General features: G+C 74.1%; 25 protein-coding genes and 1 pseudogene. 13 read left to right on the top strand and 13 right to left on the bottom strand.

Annotated features, from left to right (window positions below):
- Positions 1-266, bottom strand: a 266-nt coding sequence (locus VGI02_RS18430; protein ID WP_331629485.1) for an aldolase/citrate lyase family protein, incomplete at its 3' end; no start/stop codon positions are given.
- A gap of 148 nt (positions 267-414) precedes the next feature.
- Here VGI02_RS18430 and VGI02_RS18425 point away from each other — a divergent pair.
- The 4 genes from VGI02_RS18425 (at position 415) to VGI02_RS18410 (ending at position 4,482) form a co-directional block, all read left to right on the top strand.
- Entirely contained in the window at positions 415-1,251 is an 837-nt protein-coding gene (locus VGI02_RS18425; RefSeq protein ID WP_331629483.1) for a FadR/GntR family transcriptional regulator, read from the top strand.
- Between the two features lie 147 nt (positions 1,252-1,398).
- Positions 1,399-2,265: an STAS domain-containing protein gene (locus tag VGI02_RS18420; protein WP_331629481.1), complete on the top strand. Its 867-nt coding sequence runs from the start codon at positions 1,399-1,401 to the stop codon at positions 2,263-2,265.
- Positions 2,262-3,218: a hypothetical protein gene (locus tag VGI02_RS18415; protein ID WP_331629479.1), complete on the top strand. Its 957-nt coding sequence runs from the start codon at positions 2,262-2,264 to the stop codon at positions 3,216-3,218. Before VGI02_RS18420 ends, VGI02_RS18415 begins: the two co-directional genes overlap by 4 nt.
- A 16-nt stretch (positions 3,219-3,234) precedes the next feature.
- Positions 3,235-4,482: a hypothetical protein gene (locus tag VGI02_RS18410; protein ID WP_331629477.1), complete on the top strand. Its 1,248-nt coding sequence runs from the start codon at positions 3,235-3,237 to the stop codon at positions 4,480-4,482.
- Between the two features lie 18 nt (positions 4,483-4,500).
- On the opposite strand, the gene VGI02_RS18405 is transcribed toward VGI02_RS18410, so the two are convergent.
- Complete coding sequence (locus VGI02_RS18405) at positions 4,501-5,622, bottom strand: FAD-dependent oxidoreductase (RefSeq protein ID WP_331629475.1); 1,122 nt, start codon at positions 5,620-5,622, stop codon at positions 4,501-4,503.
- Positions 5,619-6,314 (bottom strand): TetR/AcrR family transcriptional regulator, encoded by a 696-nt coding sequence (locus tag VGI02_RS18400; protein WP_331629473.1) that lies wholly within the window; start codon positions 6,312-6,314, stop codon positions 5,619-5,621. Before VGI02_RS18400 ends, VGI02_RS18405 begins: the two co-directional genes overlap by 4 nt.
- Positions 6,315-6,580: 266 nt before the next feature.
- On the opposite strand from VGI02_RS18400, the gene VGI02_RS18395 reads away from it, so the two are divergent.
- Positions 6,581-7,324, top strand: a complete 744-nt coding sequence (locus VGI02_RS18395; RefSeq protein ID WP_331629471.1) for a Clp protease N-terminal domain-containing protein — start codon at positions 6,581-6,583, stop codon at positions 7,322-7,324.
- 24 nt (positions 7,325-7,348) lie between these two features.
- Here VGI02_RS18395 and VGI02_RS18390 read toward each other — a convergent pair whose 3' ends face one another.
- Both VGI02_RS18390 and VGI02_RS18385 read right to left on the bottom strand, forming a co-directional pair.
- Complete coding sequence (locus VGI02_RS18390; protein ID WP_331629469.1) at positions 7,349-9,016, bottom strand: DICT sensory domain-containing protein; 1,668 nt, start codon at positions 9,014-9,016, stop codon at positions 7,349-7,351.
- A 151-nt stretch (positions 9,017-9,167) separates the two neighbouring features.
- On the bottom strand, positions 9,168-10,142 hold the full coding sequence (locus VGI02_RS18385; RefSeq protein WP_331629467.1) for a helix-turn-helix domain-containing protein: 975 nt from the start codon (positions 10,140-10,142) through the stop codon (positions 9,168-9,170).
- Positions 10,143-10,213: 71 nt separating this feature from the next.
- Here VGI02_RS18385 and VGI02_RS18380 point away from each other — a divergent pair, with 71 nt between their 5' ends.
- On the top strand, positions 10,214-10,420 hold the full coding sequence (locus VGI02_RS18380; protein ID WP_331629465.1) for a hypothetical protein: 207 nt from the start codon (positions 10,214-10,216) through the stop codon (positions 10,418-10,420).
- Here the strand turns inward: VGI02_RS18380 and VGI02_RS18375 are convergent.
- Positions 10,395-10,592, bottom strand: a complete 198-nt coding sequence (locus VGI02_RS18375) for a hypothetical protein (RefSeq protein WP_331629463.1) — start codon at positions 10,590-10,592, stop codon at positions 10,395-10,397. The genes VGI02_RS18380 and VGI02_RS18375 overlap by 26 nt on opposite strands.
- 133 nt (positions 10,593-10,725) lie before the next feature.
- On the opposite strand from VGI02_RS18375, the gene VGI02_RS18370 reads away from it, so the two are divergent.
- Positions 10,726-11,010: an SH3 domain-containing protein gene (locus tag VGI02_RS18370; protein WP_331629461.1), complete on the top strand. Its 285-nt coding sequence runs from the start codon at positions 10,726-10,728 to the stop codon at positions 11,008-11,010.
- Positions 11,011-11,135: 125 nt separating this feature from the next.
- Positions 11,136-11,600: a universal stress protein gene (locus tag VGI02_RS18365; protein ID WP_331629459.1), complete on the top strand. Its 465-nt coding sequence runs from the start codon at positions 11,136-11,138 to the stop codon at positions 11,598-11,600.
- Between the two features lie 8 nt (positions 11,601-11,608).
- Here VGI02_RS18365 and VGI02_RS18360 read toward each other — a convergent pair whose 3' ends face one another.
- Together VGI02_RS18360 and VGI02_RS18355 are read right to left on the bottom strand one after the other, a co-directional pair.
- On the bottom strand, positions 11,609-12,304 hold the full coding sequence (locus tag VGI02_RS18360) for a LuxR C-terminal-related transcriptional regulator (RefSeq protein ID WP_331629457.1): 696 nt from the start codon (positions 12,302-12,304) through the stop codon (positions 11,609-11,611).
- Complete coding sequence (locus VGI02_RS18355; RefSeq protein ID WP_331629455.1) at positions 12,301-13,857, bottom strand: sensor histidine kinase; 1,557 nt, start codon at positions 13,855-13,857, stop codon at positions 12,301-12,303. The genes VGI02_RS18360 and VGI02_RS18355 overlap by 4 nt, the downstream gene beginning before the upstream one ends.
- A gap of 439 nt (positions 13,858-14,296) precedes the next feature.
- Between VGI02_RS18355 and VGI02_RS18350 the strand changes: the two genes are divergently transcribed.
- Complete coding sequence (locus tag VGI02_RS18350) at positions 14,297-14,518, top strand: hypothetical protein (protein WP_331629453.1); 222 nt, start codon at positions 14,297-14,299, stop codon at positions 14,516-14,518.
- A 144-nt stretch (positions 14,519-14,662) separates the two neighbouring features.
- Positions 14,663-15,739, top strand: coding sequence for a glycosyltransferase family 4 protein (locus VGI02_RS18345; protein ID WP_331629451.1), 1,077 nt, complete (start codon positions 14,663-14,665; stop codon positions 15,737-15,739).
- Positions 15,740-15,742: 3 nt separating this feature from the next.
- Here VGI02_RS18345 and VGI02_RS18340 read toward each other — a convergent pair whose 3' ends face one another.
- Positions 15,743-16,312 (bottom strand): TIGR03086 family metal-binding protein, encoded by a 570-nt coding sequence (locus VGI02_RS18340; RefSeq protein ID WP_331629449.1) that lies wholly within the window; start codon positions 16,310-16,312, stop codon positions 15,743-15,745.
- Between the two features lie 203 nt (positions 16,313-16,515).
- On the opposite strand from VGI02_RS18340, the gene VGI02_RS18335 reads away from it, so the two are divergent.
- Complete coding sequence (locus VGI02_RS18335) at positions 16,516-17,892, top strand: dipeptidase (RefSeq protein WP_331629447.1); 1,377 nt, start codon at positions 16,516-16,518, stop codon at positions 17,890-17,892.
- A gap of 39 nt (positions 17,893-17,931) precedes the next feature.
- Here VGI02_RS18335 and VGI02_RS18330 read toward each other — a convergent pair whose 3' ends face one another.
- From VGI02_RS18330 to VGI02_RS18315, 4 genes are all read right to left on the bottom strand, one after another.
- A complete protein-coding gene (locus VGI02_RS18330) occupies positions 17,932-18,795 on the bottom strand; it encodes a type IV toxin-antitoxin system AbiEi family antitoxin (RefSeq protein WP_331629445.1) in 864 nt (287 codons plus the stop codon).
- Positions 18,796-19,000: 205 nt separating this feature from the next.
- Positions 19,001-19,171 carry an Lsr2 family DNA-binding protein gene (locus VGI02_RS18325; protein ID WP_331629443.1) on the bottom strand — a complete coding sequence of 57 codons (171 nt, stop codon included), beginning with the start codon at positions 19,169-19,171 and terminating at the stop codon, positions 19,001-19,003.
- 58 nt (positions 19,172-19,229) lie between these two features.
- On the bottom strand, positions 19,230-20,513 hold the full coding sequence (locus VGI02_RS18320) for a glycoside hydrolase family 183 protein (protein WP_331629441.1): 1,284 nt from the start codon (positions 20,511-20,513) through the stop codon (positions 19,230-19,232).
- A 393-nt stretch (positions 20,514-20,906) separates the two neighbouring features.
- Positions 20,907-21,563 (bottom strand): HEAT repeat domain-containing protein, encoded by a 657-nt coding sequence (locus tag VGI02_RS18315; RefSeq protein WP_331629439.1) that lies wholly within the window; start codon positions 21,561-21,563, stop codon positions 20,907-20,909.
- A gap of 411 nt (positions 21,564-21,974) precedes the next feature.
- On the opposite strand from VGI02_RS18315, the pseudogene mscL reads away from it, so the two are divergent.
- A pseudogene (gene mscL, locus VGI02_RS18310) lies at positions 21,975-22,364 on the top strand (large conductance mechanosensitive channel protein MscL); the annotation flags it as partial.
- 357 nt (positions 22,365-22,721) lie between these two features.
- Entirely contained in the window at positions 22,722-23,612 is an 891-nt protein-coding gene (locus tag VGI02_RS18305) for a DMT family transporter (RefSeq protein ID WP_331629437.1), read from the top strand.
- Positions 23,613-23,644: the final 32 nt, after the last annotated feature.

Below are 23,644 nucleotides of genomic sequence, written 5' to 3'. Positions count from 1 at the left end.
GCCGCGACGTCGTCGTCGTGCCAGGGAGTGCCCGCGCCGTTGACGCGCAGCGCCACGACGCACGCCCCGTCGACCCCGCCGCCGGCGAGCCAGGCCCCCACCTGCTCCCGTGCCGTGACCTTGTCGTCCGGGGCCACCGCGTCCTCGAGATCGAGCACGACGACGTCCGCGCCGGAGGCCGTCGCCGTGTCGAACCGGTCGGGGCGGGCGGCGGGCACGAACAGGAACGTGGAGGCGGCGCGGAGCTGGTCAGCGAGGGAGAGCATCCTCCGGACGCTTGATGTCTGATGTTTCTCTGTCAAGACCGGGGACGCCGACCTCGGACACCGCGTAGGCTGATCACGCCCGGTCACGCCGGGCTCGACGAGCCGACCACCCCGCGATGGCGCGGCAGACCCGCGGAGCGTGTTCGACATGGCACCCACCCGTCCCCCGGCCGCCGTCGCGGGGACCTCCGACGGACACACCACCGGCCCCGAGCGCACCGGGCCCGAGCGCACCGGCCGCTCCGTGCCCGCCGCGAACCTCCGGGTGCAGCGGGTCCGCCCCGCCTACCGGCAGGTCGCCGACGAGCTGCGGTCCCAGATCGTCGGCGGCACCCTCGCCGCCGGGGAGCGCCTGCCCAACGAGGCCGACCTGAGCCGGGCGTTCGGCGTCAGCCGCAGCACCGTGCGCGAGGCACTGCGGGTGCTCGCCAGCCAGCACCTCGTCGAGACCCTCCGCGGGGTGCAGGGCGGGTCGTTCGTCGCCTCGCCCGATCCCTCGCAGATCGTCGAGGACGTGGGCGGCGCGCTGGGCGTGCTGGTGATGACCCCCCAGCTGCGCCTGCACGACCTGCTCGAGGCGCGGCTGCTGCTCGAGCCCTCCGCCGCCCGGCTGGCCGCGCAGCGCGCCGACCCGGAGACCGTCGAGGCCCTCCACACGGCCGCCGACGCGCGCCGCGACCCGCGTGACCCGAGCGGCTTCGTCGGGCACCTCGACTTCCACACGACGGTGCTCATGTCGACGGGCAACCTGATGATCACGATGATGGGCCAGCCCGTGAACGACGTGCTGCGCACACGGCTGCGCCGGGTCGGGGTCGAGGCCGCCGAGTGGGACCGCGTCGACGAGTGGCACCGCACGATCGCGGCGCACATCGCCGCCGGGGAGGCCGACGCGGCCGAGGAGGCCATGCGCGACCACCTCATTGCCCTGCGCCCGCTCTACGAGCGCGACGGGCTGTGGACCGAGGAGCCGCTGGGACGCTGATCCTGGTCACTGTCCGTGCCTACCCCAGGGTAACGAGTGAACCTCGGCGCTCATCTGACCCGAACGCCGCTCTCGGCTCGAACGCCTCTCCCCGACCGCGCAGAATGCAGCACGACGTCGGGGGACGCCACGGACGGGAGCCACTCGATGACGGTGGACGCCGGCCCGCGACCCGACACGGGATCGCCCCGCGCGCACCTGCTGCAGGTCGCGGACACCGACCACGCCCAGCGCGTGGGGACGGCGGCCTGGCTGGACCGGGAGCTCGCGTTCGGCGCGAAGGTCTTCTACAAGGGCTGGCTGGGCGACGAGGGCCGCATCGAGAAGCACTGGATCGCGGGCCCCGAGTCCTCGCGGCGCACCCGGGAGGCACTGCGCTCCGGGCAGCTGGAGTTCCTCGACTTCCCGGAGCTGATCGCCCGCTGCGAGGGCACCACCGAGGGACTGCACCGGCTGCAGGCCGACGAGCTCGAGCGGGCCCTCGGCGAGGGCTGGCCGTCGGTGGCGATGACCCAGGAGAGCTCGCGCCGCCAGCTCGTCGACGACGCCGAGGTCGTCGAGTTCGGGCGCCAGGAGAGCGGGTACGACGCCCTCGCCGCCCGGGCGCCGCTGCGGATCCTCTGCCAGCTGACCACCTCGGTGGAGAACGAGCGGCACGTCTTCGAGTCCCTCGGGGTGCACCACCGCCACGTCGCCGACGTCGGGTGGGGCGCCGAGCTCGACGGCGAGCGGTGGCACCTGCACGGTGACCTCGACGCCCACGTCGCGCAGCGTTTCGGCGGCGCGCTCGCCGGGGCCCTGCGCGAGAAGACGACGGGCGGCGACCTGGAGATCGACCTGTCCGACGTGGGCTTCGTGGACGTCGCCTGCGCGCAACTCATCGTCCTCGCCGCACGGGGCGAGCCCGAGGGCCGACGCATCGTCCTGCACGATCCGCCGCGGCTGCTGCGGCGGCTGCTGGACGTGCTGGGTCGCCCGGCCTCGGTCGTGGTCGTCGACGGGGACCGGCCGTGACCGTTCCCTCGCCCGCGGACCCGTCCTCGGTAGACCCGTCCCCCACGGGCTCGTCCCCCGCGGGCTCGTCCCCCGTCGAGGCGGCGCCCCGCGGGCTGGTGCACGCCGCCGTGCTCTGCGGCGATCCCGACGAGCTCGCCCGCCGGACCGAGGACCATCTCCGCACGACCCTGGCCGCCGGCGGCGCCGTCGAGATCGTCCTGGGCCGCCGCGGCGTGCGCGCCTTCCGCGACCTCCTGGGTGCCGACGCCGAACGGGTCGCGTTCCCGTCCCCGGCCACCGTGGTGCCGTCGGTCCTGATCCACCACCTCGATGAGCTGGGCCGCGGCGTCATCGTCGGCCGGGTGTGTGCGGATGATCCGGGGCCGGACGGTGACCTCGGTGAGGACGCCGTGACCCTGCTGCTCGCCGAGCACCCGCTGACCGTGCTCTGCGCCTACGACCCCGACGACCCGGTCGAGCACGCCCGGGCCCTGCGGCACCACCCGTGGCTGCTCGACGACGAGGGGCTCCGCCGCAACCCCGGCTACCGCCCGCCGAGCACCAGCTCCCCCGTGCCCGCGGGGCTGCTCGGCTCCTCCGTCGCGACGCTGTCGGTACCCGACGGGGCCGCCCTCGCCGGCCTGCGCCGCCAGGTGGCCGAGGTGGCCCGCGAGGCCGGTATGGACCCGGAGCGGGCCGAGGCGATCGTGCTCGCCGCGCACGAGGCGATGCTGTTCGCCTCCGGGGCGGACCTGCGCTCGGACCTGCTCCCCGGCGAGCACGTGCTCGACGTCCGGGTGAACCCCGCCGCCGTCGTGACCGAGTGCCGCGGGACCCCGCCGTCGGGGACCCCGCTCGTCCCGGTCGAGGACACCCGGTTCGTGCACCTGCGCCGCTTCTGCGACCACGCCACGGTGCACACCGACCACGAGGGCCGCCTCGTGCGCGTGCTCACCGGCACGACGCGCTGACGCCACGGGCCCCACGGTGCAGCTGCGGGTGGTCGGCGCCGGGATCCTGTTCGGGCTGGCGGCCGCGGCGGTGGTGCTGGTCGTGGTCCCCCCGCGCGAGGAGGTGCTCCAGGTCCACCGCGTGCTTACGGCCTCGCCGGCCCCGGGCACGTCCGTCGCCGCCCTCGCGGGCGCACCGGGCCTCGACGACGACGCGTCCGCGCTGCTCGGTGGCCGGCCCGACCCGGCCGGGATCGCCGACACGGTGGATGTCTCCCCCGGGGACGGCACGCTCGAGGTGCGGGCCCGGGCGACGACGGCGGCGGAGGCCCGCGTCGTGGCGGAGGCGGTCGGCACGGTGCTGACCCGCCGGGCGGCGCAGGACGGGCTGGCAGCGCACGACGGACAGACAGGGCAGGCCGTGAACCGACCTGTCGTCGTGCTCGCGGCCCGGGCGCCCCAGGAGTCCGGCCTGCGGCCGCAGCCCGCGGCGGTGCTGGCGGCCGGCCTCGTCGTGGGACTGATCGCGGGATTGCTCGTCGGAGGCCTGCGCCCGCGGGGCATCTCCTCGGCGGAGGCGCTCGCCCGGCACGCCGGGCGCCCGGTCCTGGGCCTGCTCCCCGCCGTGCGTATCCCGCCGCGCGATCCCGCGGTGCTCGCCCGCGCCCCGGAGCACGCCCGGCGCCGCCACCCCGTCCACCGTCGCGGGCGGGCGGTCCGCGCGCTCGCCGAGGCGGTGCGCACCGAGGCGGGCGCGGCCCGCGTCCTCGTCGTGCTCGCCGTCGAGCCGCAGGCGACGACCCTGTCGGCGGCCACCGAGCTGGCGGTCGCCCTCGCCGGGGACGGGGAGCGGATCCTGCTCGTGGAGAGCGGGCCCGGATCGCCGGCGTCACCGGTGCTGCGGGTCGCGGATCCGACGCCCGGCGTCCGCGAGGTCATCGCCGGGTCGGCCGACCTCGAGCGGACCGTCCGGCGGTGGTCGCGCGGCCGGGTCGACGTCCTGCCCGCCGGGACGGCCGCGCAGCGGGGCGCGTCCCCGCTCGACGGCGAGGACGTGGCGACGGTGCTCGCGCCGCTGCGGGCGCGCTACGACCGGATCGTCATCGACGCTCCCGGCGAGCCCGGCGCGCGGGCGGCCGTCCAGCTGTGCCGGTCGGGCGACGCGACGGTGCTGGTGGTGCGCCGCGGCACGCGGGCGGCGGACGTGACGGCGACGCTCGCCGCGCTGGACGAGGCGGGCGTCGCGCTCCGGGGCACGGTGCTGACCGCCGCGCGCCGGGTCTGACCGCTGACGCCGACGTACTCACGCGTGGCCCGAGATCACCTCGATCATCCCGTCCGGCGCGTCGGCCCGGAACGCGATCTCCAGGTTCGCGGCCGACTCGCGGGCCGCCACCGCGGCGCGCGGAACCATCGCCGCCTCGTACTCGGCGAACGCCTTGTCGACGGCGGCCGGGTCGTCCACGCCGTGCTCGACCAGTGCCGCGGCGAGCTCGGCCCCGTCCTGCATCGCGAGGTTGGCGCCCTCCCCCGCGAACGGCGACATGAGGTGCGCGGCATCGCCGAGCAGCGTGACGCCGGGTGTGCGGGGCCAGGAGTGGCCGACCGGCAGCATCGACACCGGGCGCCCGACGAAGGCGTCGTCGGCCTCGTCGACGAGCGAGCGCAGCTCCGGTGCCCAGTCGGCGAACGCGTCCAGCAGCAGGCCGCGCAGGTCGTCGGCCTCCAGAACGGCCTCGTCCGCGTGCAGCGCGGCGTACAGCTCGATCGTCGCGTCGGGCTCGCGGTGCGCGAGGAGCCCGTGTCCCTCGGCCAGCGCCATCATGCTCCCGCCCCCGACGGCGGCCGCGGCCGCCGGATGGGCGCGGTCGACGTCGTACAGGCGCGTCGTCACCAACGCCGTGCCGCTGTAGGACGGCCGCGCCCCGGAGACCAGCGGGCGCACCCGCGACCACGCCCCGTCGGCGCCCACCAGCACCGTCGAGACGACCACCTCGCCGTCGGCGAAGGTCAGCTCGTGCCAGCCCCCGCGCACCGGGCGCACCGAGACGAGCTTGCGGCCCCACCGCACGGTGCCCGGCGCCAGTGACTCGAGGAGCAGTCGGCGCAGGTCCTCCCGCGGCACCTCCGGACGGCCGCCGTTCCCCTCGTCCTCCTCGATCCAGCGCGGCCGGCCGGCGCGGTCGAGGATCCGCATGGCTTCGCCGCCGGGAAGCACGTGCGAGCGGAAGGCCTCGTACAGCCCGGCCGCGCGCAGTGCGGCCTGCCCGGACTCCTCGTGCATGTCCAGCATGCCGCCCTGGGCACGGGCGACGGGGCCGGCCTCGAGGTCGTAGACCGCGACGTGGACGCCGTGACGCTGCAGCACGCGCGCCAGGGTCAGGCCGCCGAGGCCGGCGCCGATCACGGTGACGGTGGTGCTCATGGGTTCTCCTTCGGAGGGCGGGGGGTGGCGGTCGCGCCGGCGAGCAGGACGTCGACGAACCAGCGGGTGCGCTCGGAACCGGCCCCGGAGAACAGGTCGGGGCCGAGCGCGGCGATGTGCGGGTGAACAGCCGGGTCGGCCCCGGTGAGGGCGGCGACGAGCTCGTCGTCCTCGGCCTCGGCGGACGGTGCGGCGGCGCGGGTGCCGTGCTCCGCGGCCGTCGCGGTGGCCACCAGGAGCAGCACGTCCACCGCCCACGCCGCGCGGTCGGCCGGGACGCCGCCCGCCGCGAGCAGCGCGAGCAGGCCGTCGACGAGCGCGAGGTAGTGCGGCCCGCTCGGGTGGGTCACCATCGCGGCGCGGGCGAGACCCGGCCGTTGGTAGAGCACGGCGACGTAGGACTCCAGCACCCGCCAGACCCGGTCCCGCCAGTCGCCGTCGGACCCGACGGCGGCGAGGTCGACCTCGGCGAGGAAGACGTCGAGGACGGCGGCGTGCAGCTCGGCGGTGTCCCGGACGTAGACGTAGAGCGAGGCCGGGCCGGTGTCGAGCTCCTGCGCGAGCCGCCGCATCGTCACGCGCTCGGTACCGAGATCGCGGACGAGCTCGACGGCGGCCGCGACCACGGCCTCGCGGCTCAGCGCCGACTTGGCGGGTCGCTCGCGGCGACTGACGGGGACGGGACGGGGCACGTCGGTGACACTACAACGAACATGTTCGCCACGAACACCGTCGTGACGAACATGTTCGCCGCATCGCCGGCGCATCAGCACGGGCCGACGGGTGCGCCTCGCTCAGGCCCGGGTCGCGGCCACCCCGACCATGATCACGAACCGTGCGGCGGAACAGCGCAGATCTGACGCGTTCCGCCGCACAACTCCTGATCACGGTGCCAGGCGGGGCCAACATCGTCCACTAGGGGTTGACGAACGCCTCGCCGTCAACCCATAGTGGACGCATGAGCACCTCGCTACCGATGTCGAACCCCGTGCGGCTCGACGACCTCATCCGGGCGATCGCATCGGTCCATGACGACGCCCTCGACCAGCTCTCCGACGCGGTCCTCACCGGTGAGCACCTGGGCGAGGTGGCCGACCACCTCATCGGCCACTTCGTCGACCAGGCCCGGCGCTCCGGAGCGTCCTGGACCGAGATCGGGAAGAGCATGGGCGTCACGAAGCAGGCAGCCCAGAAGCGCTTCGTCCCGAAGGGCGCCACACCCGACCTCGATCCCGAACAGGGCTTCAGCCGCTTCACCCCACGGGCGCGCAAGGTCGTCGTCGCCTCGCAGGCGGGGGCGCGCGCCGCAGGCAACCTCGAGATCCTCCCCGCGCACCTCGCCCTCGGACTGCTCACGCAGCCCGAGGGGCTCGCCGTCCGGATGATGACCGATCAGGGGGTGGCGCCCGAGACCCTGCGACGTCGGGTCGCCGCCACGCTGCCCGCGGCCGCCGAGACCCCGCCGCCCGAGCTCATCCCGTTCGACGCCGCCGCCAAGAAGGTCCTCGAGCTGACGTTCCGCCAGGCGCTGCGGCTCGGGCACAACCACGTGGGCACCGAGCACATCCTGCTCGCGCTGCTCGACCACGAGGACGGCGACGGTGTGCTGACCGGGCTGGGGCTGGACCGACGGGTGGCCGAGGAGGGGCTCGCCGGCCTGCTGGCCGAGCTCAGGTCGACGCCGGACCCGTCCGAGAACTGACCCGCGCCCGGCACGTCCCGGAGCTCAGGAAGCGGCTGTTCCGTCGGAGTGGGCGTGACCGTTGCGGCGTCCGTCGTCGGCCGGGTCCGGACGGGGCGACCGCTGCGGCAAGGATCCGCTAATCCGATCCTCGGTGGGAGCGGGCAGGCCTCGCAGGTCGAACACCGGCGGGCTCAGGTCACCGCGGTCGGCGCTCTCCTCCGGTGCGTCGTCCGTCGAGGGCGTCGCTTCCCCGGCAGGGGCGGCGCTCTCCTCCGGTGCGCCCTCCGGAGGCGTCGGGGTGGCGGCCCAGCTCGGTGCACCGGGCGCCGGCTCCGCCGACCCGTCGGTGCGCGGTGCCGCGTCGACCCGCAGTCGCGGGAGCCGCACGGTGTCGAGCCGGGCGCCGTCACGCGACCGGAACCACCGGCTCGTCGACGCCTCGTCCGACGGCTCCTCCCCCGCCTCGGCCGCGATCCGGGCCAGCGCGCCGGTGTCCGCGAGGGTGATCTCGTCGCCGAAGAGCGTGGTCGGCGCCTGGTCGGAGTGCGCGGGGTGCCCGAGCGCCAGGTGCAGGTCGTCGAGGGGCAGCGGGCGGGCGACCGTCACCGTCGTCGCGACCCGCGCGGAGAGGTCGACGTGCGGGTAGCCCTGCGAGAACAGCTCGAGCTGCTCGGCGGCCGCGGCGGCGACGCGGGTCAGGTGGGCCGCCGAGGCGCCGGGCACGATCAGCGCGAACTCGCGCGTGGACATCCGCACCGCGGCGTCGACGGGACCGAGGGGTTCGGTCAGCGCGGCGGCCGTCTGGCGCGCCGCGTGATACGCGGTCCGGCGGCTGTGGCGGTTCTCGGCGTCCTCCAGCCCGACGATGTCGAACACGGCCAGCCCGATCGGCAGCGCGCTGGCCCGGCCGTCCGTGCCGGCCCACCGCCCGAGGAACTCGGGGCTGGGCAGGCCGGACTGCTGCTCGACCTTGGCCTCGGCCCGGGCCTCGGCGGCGGCCTGTGCGTCGGCGAGCTGGGCGCGCAGCCGCCGGCTCCCGGCGCGGGCGTGGTGCATCCGCGCCGTCATGCGCTGCAGGGACGCGGTGGCCCACTGCTCGCCCGCGGTCCCCCGCGACGCCGCCGCGGCACCGCCGGGCGGCATGATCCGGGCGAGGAGACCGTCGATGGCGCGCGTGGTGTCCGCGCGCAGGCGATCCCCCAGCGCGATCCGCATGCGGGCCAGCTCGTTCGCCGCCTGCACCTTCGAGTAGCCCCACCGGCCCATGAACCAGCGCCCGGCCTCGAGGGTGTACTCGGTCGGGTCGATCTCGCCGGTGTCGGTGGCGACGAGGAAGGCGCCCGCGTCCGGCCCGACGGCGATGACGGTCCACTCGTCGGCCAGCGGCTCCCGGGGGTCGAGCGTGACGCACTCGACGTCCTCCCCGACCTCGTGGGACTCGCCGTCGCTGAAGCCCACGACGACGCGGACCCCGGATCGCGCGAGGCGCTCGTAGACCGCGCGCTCGCGGGTGAAGTAGGCGAGGCGCTGGAAGAGCGCGACCACCACGGTCGGCTCCTCGCACGGCCCTTGGAGCACCGCCGACTCGATCGCGTGCGAGATCGCGACCAGCGAGCGCTTCGAGGCCGGCCCGGGCATGTCCGGCGTCCGCGTCGGTTCCTCCCCGCTCGCCCGGTACCGCGCCGCTGCGGTCGTATCCGTCTCGGCCATCCGACAACCCCCTGCGTCGCCGACACTGCGTCACATCGAGCGCACCTGGTCACTCGAACAGTCGCCATGACATCCCCCGATGAGGCGTACATGCATCCGACTGCGACCGCCATATGCGGTCAATGGTCGCGAACGAGCGGCGAACGGCCTATCAGCTCGCGACCCGATCGTCGTCGTGGGCGGCCCGGAACGTCCGTCGGTACTGCTGGGGCGTCGTCCCCACGCGGCGACCGAAGTGCTTGCGCAGACCGGCGGCCGTGACGAAGCCGCAGCGCGCGGCCACCGCCTCCACGGGCAGGTCGGTGCCTTCGAGCAGCTCCTGGGCGCGGCGCACCCGTTCCGCGGCGAGCCACTGCAGCGGCGTCTCCCCGGTGGCGTCGCGGAAACGACGCGCGAACGTCCGCGGGCTCGTGCCCGCCGCGTGCGCCCAGTCCCGCACCTCCACGGGCCGGTCCAGCCGCTCGCGGGCCCAGTCCAGCGAGGCACCGAACGGCGAGGACGACGGCTCGGTGACCGGCGCGGGTACGTACTGGGCCTGCCCGCCGTCGCGGTGCGGAGGCACGACGCTCCAGCGCGCGGCGGTCCCGGCCACCCGGGCGCCGTGGTCGAGGCGCACCAGGTGCAGACAGAGATCGAGACCGGCGGCCGAGCCCGCGGAGGTGAGGACGTCGCCGTCGTCGGTGTAGAGCACCGCCGGCTGGACGCGCACCGCCGGGTGGCGCCGCGCGAGATCGTCGAGCGAGCTCCAGTGGGTGATCGCGGGCCTGCCGTCGAGCAGCCCCGCGGCGGCCAGGATGAAGGCGCCAGTACAGATCGAGGCGATCCGCGCGCCTCGCCGGTGGGCACGCCGGAGCCCCTCGAGGAGCTCCGGCGGGAACGAGCGCCGCTCGTCGTGCGGGGGCGGCACGACGACGGTGTCGGCGATCTCGAGGGCCTCCAGGCCGTGGCGCGTGTCGAGCACACCCCACTCCCCGAGGTGCACCGGGCCCGGCTCGCCCGCGCAGACCCGCAGGTCGTACCAGGGGATGCCCATCGACGCGGCGCGCCCGCTGCCGAAGATCTCCACGATGGTCGACAGCTCGAACATCGGCGCGTGGTCGGTGACGGGAGCGGCGACGACGTGCATGGCAGCAATGTATCCGAAGGTGACGTTCCTGCCACTCGTTCGCCGTGCTGCCACGCTCGACGATGACGGACATGGCTCAGAGGACGCGCATGTGGCGGGCACTCCGGACGTGGTGGGACGAGCAGGGATACGCCTGGGAGATCCTCATGCGGAAGCAGGCCCCCTGGGAGCAGGAGGGGCCGCTGCGGTGGCAGCGTCGGCTCGGGTCCGGCTGGGAACTGCACGGCCGCACGCTGCCGTCGGGGCCGCCCCCTACCGGCGCCTCGTGCTCCACATGAGCCAGAGCGCCACCAGCACGAGCACGACCGAGAGCAGGTCCGCGGTCGTCACGGCGTGATTGCGGGATAGCACCAGCAGCTTCGGACCCTCCACCGGCTGGTTCAGCGGGAGCCACGCGATCGCCGCCGCCACGAGCACCGCCGCCAGTACCCGCCGTCCCGTCACGCCCACGGCCACCACCTCACCACGTGGGGATCTGCGCTCGGCGTGAGGGCATGACCTTGCGTGACCCGGGGTACACGCTCGGGTGTCACTCGACCAGGACTCGAGGGTGTGTACGCGTGACCCCCGACGGCGACGCCTGATGGTTCTCGCGCTGTCCGGGTGCGGCCTCGCCCTCCTGCTCGCCGGGTGCGGGCGCACGACGGTGCCGGGCCTGCACGTGCGCTCCGGCCCGTCGACCTCCGCCTCCGTCACCGGCACGCTCGGCGAGCCGGGCACCGGCGTCGACGTGCGCTGCTGGACCCGCGGCGAGGCCGTGTCCGGGCACTCCGTCTGGTACCGGATCAACCGCCCCGCGGGCGGCTACGTCACCAGCTACTACGTGAGCAACTCCGACCGGTCCCTCCAGAGCACGCCGAGCTGCTGAGTGCCATCCCGACACGCTGTGAGCAACGAGCAGCCGTCAGCGGAGCACGCAGTCGTAAAGTCGAGGTGAAAGAGCAGCGCGCCGCTCCGGATCCCCGGGGTCGGCCGGAGCGGGAGGAGCAGACCGTGACCGAGACCGCGCAGGGCCCGGCGACCGGCGAGCGGGTGCTCGTCGGGATCGACGACTCCGAGGGCGCCGCCCTCGCCCTCGACTACGCGCTCGACGAGGCCGTGCGGCGCGGTGGCTCCGTGCGTGCGGTGATGGCCTTCGAGCCCCCGTACGTCTGGATCACCGCCGAGGGCATCGTGCCCCCGACCAGCGATCTGCAGGCCGACGCGCGGAAGGAGGCGGCCCGGATCGCCGAGCTCGCGGTGCAGTCCCGCCGTGACCGTGGCCTCGCGGTGCCCGCCACCGAGGTCGAGGTCTACTCCGGTCCGCCGTCCGCGGTGCTGCAGCGGCTCTCCAAGGACGCCGACGTGCTCGTCGTGGGACATCGCGGACGCGGCGGCGTCGCGAGCCACCTCATCGGGTCGGTCGGCCTCAACTGCGTGGTGCACGCTGCGTGCACGGTGATCGTCGTCCGGGGCTGACGGGCGCGTCAGGCGCCGCGCCCACTGTCCGGCTGCTGGCGCAGCAGGGCGACCGCCTCGAGCTGCGAGCTGACCTCGAGCTTGGTCAGGACCGACCGGATCTGGGTGCGGACGGTCGGCATGCTGACGACGAGACGCTCGGCGATGGCGGCCGCGCGCTGCCCTTCCGCGAGCAGCTCGAGCACCTCGCGCTCCCGCCGGCTGAGCCGCGCGAGGCGGCGCGAGAGCTCGCGCTCGCGCGCGAGGTAGTGACGGTGGAGGTCCACCCATTCCCGGTGCTCCACCTCGGTCATCACCGGCTCGCCCCGCGCGGCGGTGACGATCGTGCGCAGCAGCACGTCGAAGGAACTGGACTTGGGCACCGAGCCGATCGCCCCGCCGGCGATGGCGGCGGCCACCCCCGGCTCGTCGACGCTGCCGCTGACCACGAGCACCGCCCAGTTCCGTTCGCGGAGGCGCCCGACGAAATCGGCCCCGTGCCGGTAGGCGCCCTCGGAGTCGCGGCCGAGGTCGAGGTCGAGCACCACCAGGCCGGTCTCGGCCCCCGGACCTTCCAGGAGCCGGTCGATCTCGTCGACGGGAACGGTCGAGGTGTCGAGCCCCTCGCCGCGCAGGGCCATGGTCAATGCGGTGCTGAACAGCTCGTGGTCGTCGATCACCACGACGGGGTACTGCCCGCGAGGGGCCGGATCCGCACGCGTCATGAGGCGGCGCGGCACTCGTCCCGCTCGCGACCCGGGCGCGCGCGCTCGACCACCGGAAGTCCGATCACCACCACGCAGCCGGGTGCACCCCGGACGGCGGAGAGGATGTCGATCGTGGCGCCCTCGGCCATGAGCAGCGTCCGGCTCAGGTGCAGCCCGAGGCCCGTGCCGCCGGCCTGCTCGTCGCACACTCCCGGCTCGAACACAGTCAGCTCACGCCCGACCGGGATGCCGGGTCCGAAATCACGGATCCGGATCTCGACCCGGCCCTCCTGGGGCGCCGCGGTGATCCGGACGGGACTGCCCGGGGCATGCCGCTCGGCATTGGCCAACAGGTTGGTGACGACCTGAGCGAGCGTGCGCGGGGACCCGACCGCGTGCAGGGCGGGCTCGACATCGGCGCGCACGTCCATCCCGGCGCTGCGACGCAGCATCACCAGCCCCTCGAGCGCCGGCCCGACGGGGTAGACCTCGAGATCGCCACGACGGTCGTCCCGGCTCGGCACCTGCAGCATGACGTCGAGTCGGCGCAGCTCGCCGGCGACGACACGGCTGAGGTGTCCGGTTCCCGCCCCGCCTCCGAGGACGGCCGTGGCGCCGGCCAGACCGGCGAGCCCGTTGCGCAGGTCATGGTCGCGTTCGGCGGCGCGGGCCAACCGCAGCTCCGCGAGTCGCAGCTCCTCCTCCTGCGCGGCCTGATCGTCGTCGAGCTTCAGGAGCGCCCGTCGCACGAGCCGCAGGCTCCCCCAGAGCACGAGGACGACGGCGGCCAGGCGCAGCCCCGCGAAGAGCGACATCTCCACGCGGGACGCCGTCGGGTCCACGAACCGCCCGGCCTGGAGGGCTCCCAGCATCGCGAGCCCGGTCCCGATCGCCCCGAGGCCGGGGATCCTCCTGACGGTCGCCCAGGCGACCACGGCCAGCGCGCCGGCGATCCAGACCAGCGCGTACACCACCCACACCGGCCAGGCGCCTGCCGCGGACTCGGCACCGGCCGGAGCCGCGGCCGCCCACACCACCGCCCCGAGGACGAGTGCGGCCACCGCCACCAGGAATCCCCGGACCACCGCAGGGGCCGTCGGCAGACCCGGGGCCGCCAGGACGACCAACCACAACACCGTCGCCACCCCGTGGACCAGCACGATCCCGGCCGCCGCGATGGTCTCCTGCTCCCGGTCGAGACCGCTGACGGTCGAGATGGGGATCGCCACCAGGCTGTACCAGCCGAGGGTCAGCCCCGCCCAGAGCACCCGCGAGTCGCCCGTGAGGCGGGCCGCAAACATGATCATGAGGGCCGCCGCGCTCCCCGCCGACGACGCGACACCGGCCATCAGGAACACGGCCGCGGGCGCGGGGTCCGGCAGGCCCGCCCGGACGAGCACCGTGAGGGCCGCGATCACGACGGCGAGCACCGCCGCCAGGTTCAGGACCACCCGCTGGGTGCTCCGTGCCCGTCGCGCCGCCACGCGGGTCCGCTCGATCCGTGCCACGTACGCGATCCCCGCGTCGATCAGGTACCGATCGGCCCGCAGACGCTGGAGTCGTTCCGCCATCGAGTCTCCCTCGAGGGCCTCAGCCCGGTCGTCCCCCCTCAACTCGTCCGGGGCATATGGGCCAGGCCTCGAACAAGAACTTCGAGCCAAACTTAGCAGCACAGAGTAAGAATTTCTCGCAAACGAAGGACGCGATCGTGTTTTCATCAACCGTCAGTCACATTTTGTGACGGTACCGGTGAGTGCTGTCAGTTCGGTCGTGGATCATCGAAGTGTCGAGATGGGTGTCCCGACCGAGACCCGCGACGGAGTCGATCTCGGCGAGCCGGGCGGTGAGCTGCGCGCGGTTCCGATCGACCACGCTGCCTCATCCGGGTCGGTCGCTCCCCGTGCCTGAACCGATCACTGCCCGAGACTGTGGTGCGCACCACAAGGTTGCGCGCTGATCAGTCGTCATACTTCCGGCCGTCCGTACGCCCGGAACGAAGGACTGGTGACCATGATCGGTAGCCCCTGGGACATCGAGACCGGGACGGACTGGACGAGTGAGCAGCCGCAGCGGCCGGGCTGGTTCGACGCGCTCGTGGACCTGCACGTCCTGAGCGCCCACGGGGACGATCACGCGACGCAGGACATGGCGAAGTGGTCGGCCGACGACCCGCAGGTCGCCCTCTTCTCGACCCAGCTCCACGCCGCGCACCGCTCCTTCACGGGAGCCTGACCCCCATTCTTCGACCGGCGCGCGAATGATCCGTCGTCGGACGTTTCCGACCATTCATCGCCAATGCCGGCGACACGTTCTTCGGTTCATGATCCCGCTGTTATCGTCGTCAGTCCCGCGGAACCGCACCAGGGGTTGACCACGATGAAGGTTCGGGTCGAGCTCCCGGAGCAGCTGGACGTCGACGAGCACGAGGAAGCGCACGCCCGCGACGAGATCCCGGACCGCACGCCGTACGGGTTGCACCACCTCGCCGACGACCCGGACGTCGAGGTGGAGTTCCGCCACCCGCTGCACTCGTCGGGGGCGGCGTGGGTGGCCCGCAAGGTGCGCAACCGCCTCGACGGGTTCGAGGTGGTGGCCACCGCGGCGGAGATGCTCTCGCGGGATCGATGGACCCCGGACGCCGTGCTCTGCATGAGCGAGCACACCGGCTTCCCCGCGGCCCTCGCGCCCGGTGGCCCGCCGGTGGTGTCGAACATCGTGTGGGCGGGTCGGCCGGAGACGTACTCGGCGGGCGCCCGAGCGACCGTCGGACACGCGTTGCACCGGCTGTCCGGGGTCGTGGTCCTGGCCGACTCCATCGGCGAGGACCTGGTCGACGCCTGGGACCTCGACCCGGAGCGGGTCCACTCCGTCCGGCTGGGCATCGACACCGACTTCTTCCCCGCGCAGCCGTGGGCGGACGCGGGACCGGTCGTCGCGAGCGTCGGCGACGACCGTTTCCGCGACCATCCCGTGCTCGTCGACGCCGTCGCCCGACTGCAGGCGAGCGGGGTCCCGGTCCGTCTCGAGCTCGGCACGACGCAGCGGGACGTCCGCGTCCCGGCCGCACTCGGCACGCTGCACCCGCGGCGCATGGAGGGCGATGTGCGCGCGATGTACGGGCGCGCCACGGTCGTCGCCGTCGCGCTGGTCCCCACCATGCGGGGCAGCGGCTCCACGGTGGTGCTCGAGGCCGCCGCGAGCGCCCGGCCGGTCGTGGTGACGAGAACGCCACCGATGGAGGCACTGATCGAGCACGGGGTCCGTGGGCTGCTCGTCGACCCGGAGGATCCCGACGCGATGGCCGATGCGGTCGGCGAGCTCCTCGCCGACCCGCAGCGGGCCCGCGCGATGGGCGAGGCCGCCCGCCGGTGGGTCGTGGAGCACCACACGAGCGCGGTGATGGCCGCCGACCTGCGCGGGGTGCTGCGGGCGGCGGTCGAGCTCGCCGCATGACCCTCAACGGGGGTCGCGGCCGATGAACGCCATCAGCCGGGTCGTGGCGTCGGCGTCGTCGGGGACCTCGACGGCCGCTCCGAACTGACCGCTGGAGCGCAGCAGCTCGTCGAGCGGGAGCATCCCGTCCAGCATCACCGCGCACCGCTGCGGGTCGAGGGTCTCGTTCGCGCCGGTCGCGCGGGCGAGGTCCCAGGTGTGCATGAACACGTCGGCGGTGAAGAACCGCGAGATCGCATCAGGCAGCGGGACCTCGCCGATGTGCGGATTGACCAGGAGCCGCTGGGCGTACGCCGGGTCGTCGAGAACGGCCTGCACGCCGTCGCTCATGGTGCGCCAGGCGGCGGCCGGGTCGTCGTCGACGCCCGGACCCTGCGGCAGCGTCACGCCCGCGCCGCCGGCGAGGAACCCCGGGAACCACTCCACGAGGTGGCGCACGACGTCGCGCGCGGTCCACTCCGGCACCGGGGACGGGCGCTCCCACACCGCGTCGTCGGGCACCGCCTCGACGAGGCCGGTGAACCGGCCGGCGATCTCCCGGTACTCGTCCGCGGCGGACTCGTTCGCGATCATGACAGTGCTCTCCTCGCGTCGGCTGCAGCGGACTGTCGATCCTGGCACCGCGTCCTCGACAGCGGAGCGACGTCGCGGTGCTGACCTCGTCCGGCCGGAATGACCGCGGCCCGACCGAGTCACCGTGACTCGGTCGCAAGCAGGGTCCGATCGGGCCGACGACGGCGCCGGCTCGCTTCGCCCGAGTGCCTAGGCTCGCGCCCATGGCCGCATCGACGACGCCCGAGCCACCCGAGGATCTCCGCCGCGCCGTGGAGGCGGTCCTGCCCGGAGCACGGACCGATCTCGAGGCGCTCGTCCGTATCCCGAGCGTCTGGGCCGACCCGGCGCACGCCGAGGACACCCGCCGGTGCGCCGACGCGGTCGCGACCCTGGCCCGCGAGGCCGGGGCGGCGGACGTCGAGGTGCTCGCCGCCGAGGGCGGCGCACCCGCCGTCGTCGCGCACTGGCCGGCGCAGAGCCACGATCCCGCCCGCCCGACACCCACCGTGCTGCTCTACGCCCACCACGACGTCCAACCGACCGGCGGCGACGAGCTCTGGACCTCCGCGCCGTTCGAACCGCGCGAGCACGAGGGTCGGTTGTACGGCCGCGGCGCCGCGGACGACAAGGCGGGGGTGATGACGCACCTCGCCACGCTGCGGGCGTTCGACGGCCGGCCGCCGGTGGGCGTCACGCTCTTCGTCGAGGGCGAGGAGGAATCGGGGTCGCCGACCCTGTCCGCACTGCTCGCCGAGCACCGCGATGCCTTGGCCGCCGACGTCATCGTCATCGCCGACGCCGCCAACCCCGCCGTCGACGTCCCCGCGGTCACCACCAGCCTGCGGGGTCTGGCGAACATCGTCGTCAAGGTCTCGATGCTCGAGCGCGCGGTGCACTCCGGGATGTGGGGCGGCCCCGCGGGAGACGCCCTGACCGCGCTGTGCCGACTGCTCGCGAGCCTGCACGACGACAAGGGCGACGTCGCCGTCGCCGGGCTGGTCACCGGCTCGTCGGAGGCCCCCGACATCGACGAGGCCACGTTCCGCGGCGACGCGGGCCTGCTCGACGGCGTCGACCTGCTCGGCACCGGGACGATCACCGAGCGGCTCACCCACAAGCCGGCGATCGCGGTGCTCGGGATCGACGCGCCTCCCGTCGACGGCGCGGCGAACATCCTGCTCCCCCGGGCCCGGGCGATGGTCAGTACGCGTCTCGCCCCGGGACAGGACTCGGCCGCGGCGGTCGCCGCGATCACCGAGCACCTGCGGCGGGTCGCGCCGTGGGGCGTCCGGCTCGACGTGTCCCTGCACGCCTCCGGGGAGCCGTTCGCCCTCGACGCGGTCGGCACCGTGTACGACCTCGCCCGCGAGGCGCTCACGGCCGCGTTCGGCAACGCGGCCGTCGAGGTCGGGATGGGCGGAACGGTCCCGTTCATCGCCGAGTTCGCGAGGAGCTTCCCCGGGGCGTCGGTGCTGGTCACGGGCGTCGGCGACCCCGCGAGCCGCTGGCACGGCGTCGACGAGAGCCTGCACCTGGGGATGTTCTCCCGGTGCGTGCTCGCCGAGGCGATGCTGCTGCGCTCGCTGGCCCGCGGGTAGTCCGTCCCGACGGCGGCCCAGGGCCGGGCGGTGGCGTGATCACCGGAGCTTGCGGAGGACCCGGGCGGCCAGCTCGTCGAAGGCGACCGGGTCGAGCACCATCGCCGAGGTGACGGGCAGGATCTCCCAGCCGAGGTCGTCGAGACGGCCCGTGCGGAACGCATCGCGGTTCTGACCGGTGATGGTGCGGTGCTCGGGGCCGTTGAACTCGAGGGCGAGTCGCCGATGCGGCCAGGCGAGATCCAGCCGGACACCCTTGCCGGTGAGCAGCGAGACCCGGAACTGCGGCACACCCGGGGGCACGTCCCGCTCGAGGAGCCCGACCCGCAGGCGGGACTCCGGCAACGACTCGGCTCGCCCGTCCATCAGCCCGATCACCCTCCGCGCCGCCACGATCCCGCGCGCCCGCGGATGCTCGAGGGCGAGCGGTCGGAGCCGCTCCGCGGTGAACCCGCTGACGTGGGCGAGCGAGTCGACCGCCGCGACGGCCTCGACCAGCGGTTCCCGGCGCGCGAGGTCGAACGCCGTGCGCAGCGGGCTCGTGATCCGGCAGCCGAACCTCGTCGCGATCTCCCCGTCACCCAGGGCGCCGGTCCGGACGGTCACCTCGGCGGGCGGCACCCGACAGTGCCGCGGAATGACGATCTCGGCGTCCTCCCAGGGGCACTCGGCGCCGAAGGCGAGGGCCGCCAGCGGTCCGGCCACCACCCCGCGTCCCCGGCTCCACACACTCAGCGCCTCGACGCGGACCCTGGTGTCGACCTCGGTGGCCGCACCGACGTAGACGTCCGGCCGCAGACGGCGGAAGTCCGGGCCGAGGAGCCGGTCCCAGGTGATCAGGCCGGCTCGGACCGCCGTCGAACCCCGGAACGGTGAACGGGTCGACCGTGTCGGTGTCTCCACATCAGTGTGGAGCCCGCCGACGCCCGATCGGTTCCCCCGGATCGGCCGGCCGGTGATCGGCTCAGGTCCGCGCCGGTGATCGCGAGCGCCGGACGGTCCGGTGGCGCTTGATCACCGGGTACGCATCAGGCTCGGGAAGCCGGACGAGCCCGATGAGTACCCGGTGATCATGCCGACCCGCAGGCGCCCCGGCGTCCGCAAGAACTCAGTTCGGGGCGGTGCGCTGCCGGTACTGACGGATGATCGTCCGCGGGACCTCGCCGCGCGCCGGGACCGGGAGCCCCTGCTCACGGGCCCACAGGCGGGCGCCCTCGGCCAGGCCACGGTCGTGCTCGGTGGGGCGGGCCTTCTGGCCGGACTTGCTGTTCTCGCTCATCGCGGGGACTCCAGACGTCATTGACTGTGATCCACACCACAGTCTACGCCGGTCGCCCTCAGGACGGACGTCGAGGCGGGGTCGCGGCTTGGACGTCCTTCGGCAGCGGCTGGTCGGCCGGCTGGGAGTGCAGCTGCGTGTGCATCAGGAACACCCGGTAGTTCCGGTACGTCGAGAGCGTGAACCAGATGTCGGGCCCGTCGTTCCAGCGCGGGGTCAGGTACGGCGCATAGCCCAGCGGGTGGTCCTTGGTGGTGGTGACGACCTGCGGCTCGCTCCAGGGGCCGGTCGCCGACGGGGCGGTGCGCAGGACGACCTGCCCCGTGCTGTCGACGAGGTACATCATCATCCAGGTGCGGTAGTACGAGTTCCACCGCACCGAGAGCTCGCCCGCGGGACCCTTGCTCACGGGTTCGGCGTCGTTCTCGTCGCTCGACCACGCCTGACCCGTCCAGTACCGGTACGCCGAGCGGTCGAGCAGCTTGTCGGGCGGGACGGCGGCCAGAGAGATGTCGCCGTAGCGCCCACCCGGGATCCCGTAGACGTAGACGACGCCGTCGCGGGGGTTCGGGTACGTCTTCGAGTAGGGGTTGTCGGGGAAGACCGACGAGAGGGTCGCCGAGAAGCGGGGCACGCCGGGAGCGTGGGGCGGGTCCGGGGCCTGCGGGTCGTCGGCCCCACCCGGGCGAACGTAGGCGACCTGACCGAATCGGGTGTCGCCCGGCCAGATCGCGTCCTTCGGCCTCGTCCAGGTCCGCCCGCCGTCGTCCGAGGTCGCCACCCCCGAGAAGTTCAGCGGCCACACGCCCGGCTTCGTGAAGTCGTTGCGCACCGACATGTAGTGCAGGTACATCCGGTTGCCGTCCGCGATGCCGTACGTCGGGATGACGGTCCACTCGACGCCGTTCTGCTTGCGGGAGTGCAGCAGCTCGGCGGCGTGGCCGGGCCGGTCGGTGACCATGTCGTTCAGCGCGAACCCGTCGCGCGGCGAGGCGGGCGGGTCGATCCAGCCCAGCACGTTGCTGCGCCAGTCGGGGTGGGCGACCTGGAAGAAGCGCCCGGGGGACGGCGGTCCGCCGTAGGTGTCGCCGAACGCGATCGCGATCCGGTTCCCCACCATGAACATGTGTCCGAGGTCGGTCCCCGCGACCCCGAACCGCGGCAGCGTGTCGCCCCCGGCCGCGGCAGGCCCGACGACGTCGGAGACCTGCTCCGTCCCCGACGGGTCGACCACCCAGCGGAGATCGACCTTCGGGGCCGCCGCCGCGGGTGGCGGTGGCGGCCCCGGACCGGGGGTGTCCTCGAGCTGGGAGACCCCGACGACGACGACCGCGAGGGTCACCGCGATGCCCGTCGCGGCCAGCGTCCGGCGACTGGGAGTGGGCAGCGCCCCGCGCCGAGGGTCGGGACGAGGACGATCAACGCGATGCACCACGGCGCGGCATGGTCGCAAAGACAGCGCCGCTTCTGAACCGATGCCGCGCCGCTCATCGGTGTACAGACCTGTGGGTCCGGACACGCCGCTGAGACGTCACACGACCCGGGATCCGTCACCGCCCCGACGACCCCGGGCGGTGAGCAGGGGATCTACGTGAACGGGTGCAGGACGCGGCGGAGCATCGAAGCGTTCGTCGGGCCACCCGACCGTCGACAGATCTGTGGCGATGTTCCGCACCTGCACCTGCACCTGAGCTGGGCGGAGCTGGGCGGGTCTGGCTGGGCTGAGCGGGGCGGCTCAGCGCAGGGCCGGTGCCTCGCGCCCGGGCGGAGCGCGCATGACCAGCTCGGCGTGGGCCCGTTCGGCGGCGTCCGCGGCGGGCTCCTCGCGCAGCGCGTCGACGACGCCGTCGACCCCGCCGGCCCACGCCATCGTCGCCGCCTTGCGCCGCACCGGCTCGGAGTCGTCGCGCAGCAGCACCGCCAGGTGGTTCGCCGCGCGGGCGTCCTCGCTGCCCAACGTGCCGATCAGGTCCAGCGCCTCGGCCCGCACCCGGGGTATCGGGTGCGCCAGATAGCCGCGGATCATGAGCGTGCGCCGCCGGGGAACGGTGGCGGCCTCCCAGTCCTGCAGCGCGTCCGCGGCACCGGGCGCGGTCAGGTCGAACGGCGGGGCCGGGGCGACCACCGAGGCCGAGAGGTCCCCGGGCTGCGGCTCGGCGGTCAGCTGCAGGACACCCTCGGTCCCGAGCGCGCCGAACCGGTCGGGCACCGAGATCGTGCTCGTGGCGAGGTCGGCGCGCTCCGCGGCGTTCGCGACCCGTCGTCGGGCCGCCGAGGTCCGCCGCGCCCGCTGCGAGGCGCCCTGGCGCATCCGCTGCACCATCCAGATCGCGGCCGAACCCAGGACGAGGATCCCGATCGCGGCCCCGAGCAGGACCAGGAACCTCAGCACGCCGACCTCCGTCCGTCCGTCACGACTCCCGTGTCCGTACCCGCACCGACACACGATCATCCTCGACCGCGGTCCGATTCGGGATGCCGGTGGTACGGGGGCACCGGTAGGGGCATCGGCGAGCGGCGCGTGTCCTGAGACGTCCGTCGTCCGGCGATGCTCGCAGGCAGACGGACGAGCGCGTTCGTCGCACCGCCGACCTCGCCGCGGTGCTCGCTCGCCGTGCCCGCTGCGGAGGCAGGAACTGGTCGTTCCCGCCCACCGCAGCCACACCTCGGCCCGTCGTCACGCACCGTTCGCCGTCGGTCACCCGTCGCGGTTCTCCCTAGCGTGGTCCGAGTACGTCCGCTCCCCAGCACCAGTCCCGTCGTGATCACGTCTCGTCGCGGGCGCTCCCCGAGGACTCGTCATATGTTCAAAGGCTTCAAGGATTTCCTGCTCCGCGGCAACGTGATCGACCTGGCGGTCGCCGTCGTCATCGGAGCGGCGTTCACCGGCGTGGTCACCGCGTTCACGACGGCGTTCCTCAAGCCGCTGATCCAGCTGCTCTCCCCCGGGGGCGGCCAGTTCGCCGGCACCATCCGCGTCGACGGCGTGGTGTTCGACTACGCCAGCTTCATCAACGAGACGATCACGTTCCTCATCACGGCCGCGGTCGTCTACTTCCTGGTGGTCGCCCCGATGAAGGCGATCCAGGCCCGGCGGCTGCGCGGTGAGGAGTCCGGTCCCGCCCAGGCCACGGACGTCGAGCTCCTCGCTCAGATCCGGGACCTGCTCCAGGCCCAGGTGGAGGGGACCACCGACGGCGCGTCGAGCGCGGCCGACGACGCGCAGCTCCCGCTCGACCGTTCGCCCGCAGCGGGGGTGCCGGTAGCGGCGGCGTCCGTCCCCGACTCGGTCTCCACGACCGCTCCGGTCCTGCCCCGGACGCACGCCCCCGCGGGGTCGGGTCCCCGGCGCCCCCGGGCCCACGCCGCCGCGGCGGACGGTCTCCCGGTGCGCCCCGCCGCCCAGGCCCGGCCGACGCCGTCAGGACCTCCGCGGCAGTTCGCGGGGGCGCAGGGGGGTCACGCGCCCGAGGGCGCGCCCCGGCACGGCCGCCCGAGCTGAGCGGGGTCCCGGCGAGCCGACCGCGGTCCGGGAAAGGACAATGGCGTTGTGCTGCTGGTGATCCCCCTCGTGCTGGCCGCTGCGGTCGTCGGCGCGTTGGGGCTGGTGCTGCTGCGCAAGGCCACCGAGGCGGAGCCGCCGCGGTCGGGGTTCTCGTTGCCGCTGCTCTGGCTGCTGATCCGTCACCGGCCGGTGTGGGCCGCGGGCATCGGGGCCGTCGTCGCGTCGTTCGCCCTGCAGATCGCCGCGATCGCGAACGGTCCGGTGTCGCTCGTGCAGCTGGTGGTGATCATGGAGCTGCCCTGCACCCTGATCCTCTCCGCGGCCCTGCTCGGTGGACACCTCCGCACGCGCGAGTGGTCGGCGCTCGCGGCGATGACCGTCGGGGTCACCACGCTGCTGCTGACGCTGGCACCGGCAGGCGGGAACTCCGGCTCGGCCGGCCTGGCCACCTGGCTGGTGGGACTGGCGCTCAGCGTCGGGGTGATCGTCGGCTCGTTGATCGGGGTGCGGTCGACGAGCCGCCCCGCGGTGGCCACGGCGCTGGCCGGGGTCGCGGCCGGGCTGTCGGCCGGTCTCGACGCGGTCCTGGTGAAGCCGGTCACCGCGGCCGCATCCGCCGGGCTGGGCGACGTGGTGTCGACCTGGCAGACCTGGGTGTTCCTGGCGGTGGGCGTGTGCGGGTTCTTCCTGCTGCAGAACGCCCTGCAGGCCGGACGCCTGATCGCGTCCCAGCCCGGGATCACCCTGGCCAATCCCCTGATCGCCACCATCTGGGGTATCGGGCTCTTCCAGGAACAGGTCCGGCACGGCTGGTGGTTGGCCGGGGCCGCCCTCGGCGCAGCCCTGCTCGTCGCCGGGGTGATTCTGCTGTCGCAATCGCCGCTACTGGAAGGACACCGGGAGGCCCCCGACGACCTGGCGGCCGCCTCCCGATAGACCGGGAGGCCGTGCCGGGAGGACAGGACGCG

The organism is Actinomycetospora sp. (genome assembly GCF_036497245.1).
Classification (GTDB): domain Bacteria; phylum Actinomycetota; class Actinomycetes; order Mycobacteriales; family Pseudonocardiaceae; genus Actinomycetospora.
Note: the sequence above shows the minus strand (reverse complement) of the source record. Positions and strands in the feature narration are given on the sequence as shown.

Excerpts from the sequence above, each read along its gene's own strand:
- VGI02_RS18425 (WP_331629483.1), top strand. The coding sequence starts at position 415 with ATGGCACCCACCCGTCCCCCGGCCGCCGTCGCGGGGACCTCCGACGGA.
- VGI02_RS18420 (WP_331629481.1), top strand. The coding sequence starts at position 1,399 with ATGACGGTGGACGCCGGCCCGCGACCCGACACGGGATCGCCCCGCGCG.
- VGI02_RS18405 (WP_331629475.1), bottom strand. The coding sequence starts at position 5,622 with ATGAGCACCACCGTCACCGTGATCGGCGCCGGCCTCGGCGGCCTGACC.
- VGI02_RS18395 (WP_331629471.1), top strand. The coding sequence starts at position 6,581 with ATGAGCACCTCGCTACCGATGTCGAACCCCGTGCGGCTCGACGACCTC.
- VGI02_RS18390 (WP_331629469.1), bottom strand. The coding sequence starts at position 9,016 with ATGGCCGAGACGGATACGACCGCAGCGGCGCGGTACCGGGCGAGCGGG.
- VGI02_RS18385 (WP_331629467.1), bottom strand. The coding sequence starts at position 10,142 with ATGCACGTCGTCGCCGCTCCCGTCACCGACCACGCGCCGATGTTCGAG.
- VGI02_RS18380 (WP_331629465.1), top strand. The coding sequence starts at position 10,214 with ATGGCTCAGAGGACGCGCATGTGGCGGGCACTCCGGACGTGGTGGGAC.
- VGI02_RS18370 (WP_331629461.1), top strand. The coding sequence starts at position 10,726 with ATGGTTCTCGCGCTGTCCGGGTGCGGCCTCGCCCTCCTGCTCGCCGGG.
- VGI02_RS18360 (WP_331629457.1), bottom strand. The coding sequence starts at position 12,304 with ATGACGCGTGCGGATCCGGCCCCTCGCGGGCAGTACCCCGTCGTGGTG.
- VGI02_RS18355 (WP_331629455.1), bottom strand. The coding sequence starts at position 13,857 with ATGGCGGAACGACTCCAGCGTCTGCGGGCCGATCGGTACCTGATCGAC.
- VGI02_RS18350 (WP_331629453.1), top strand. The coding sequence starts at position 14,297 with ATGATCGGTAGCCCCTGGGACATCGAGACCGGGACGGACTGGACGAGT.
- VGI02_RS18345 (WP_331629451.1), top strand. The coding sequence starts at position 14,663 with ATGAAGGTTCGGGTCGAGCTCCCGGAGCAGCTGGACGTCGACGAGCAC.
- VGI02_RS18340 (WP_331629449.1), bottom strand. The coding sequence starts at position 16,312 with ATGATCGCGAACGAGTCCGCCGCGGACGAGTACCGGGAGATCGCCGGC.
- VGI02_RS18335 (WP_331629447.1), top strand. The coding sequence starts at position 16,516 with ATGGCCGCATCGACGACGCCCGAGCCACCCGAGGATCTCCGCCGCGCC.
- VGI02_RS18325 (WP_331629443.1), bottom strand. The coding sequence starts at position 19,171 with ATGAGCGAGAACAGCAAGTCCGGCCAGAAGGCCCGCCCCACCGAGCAC.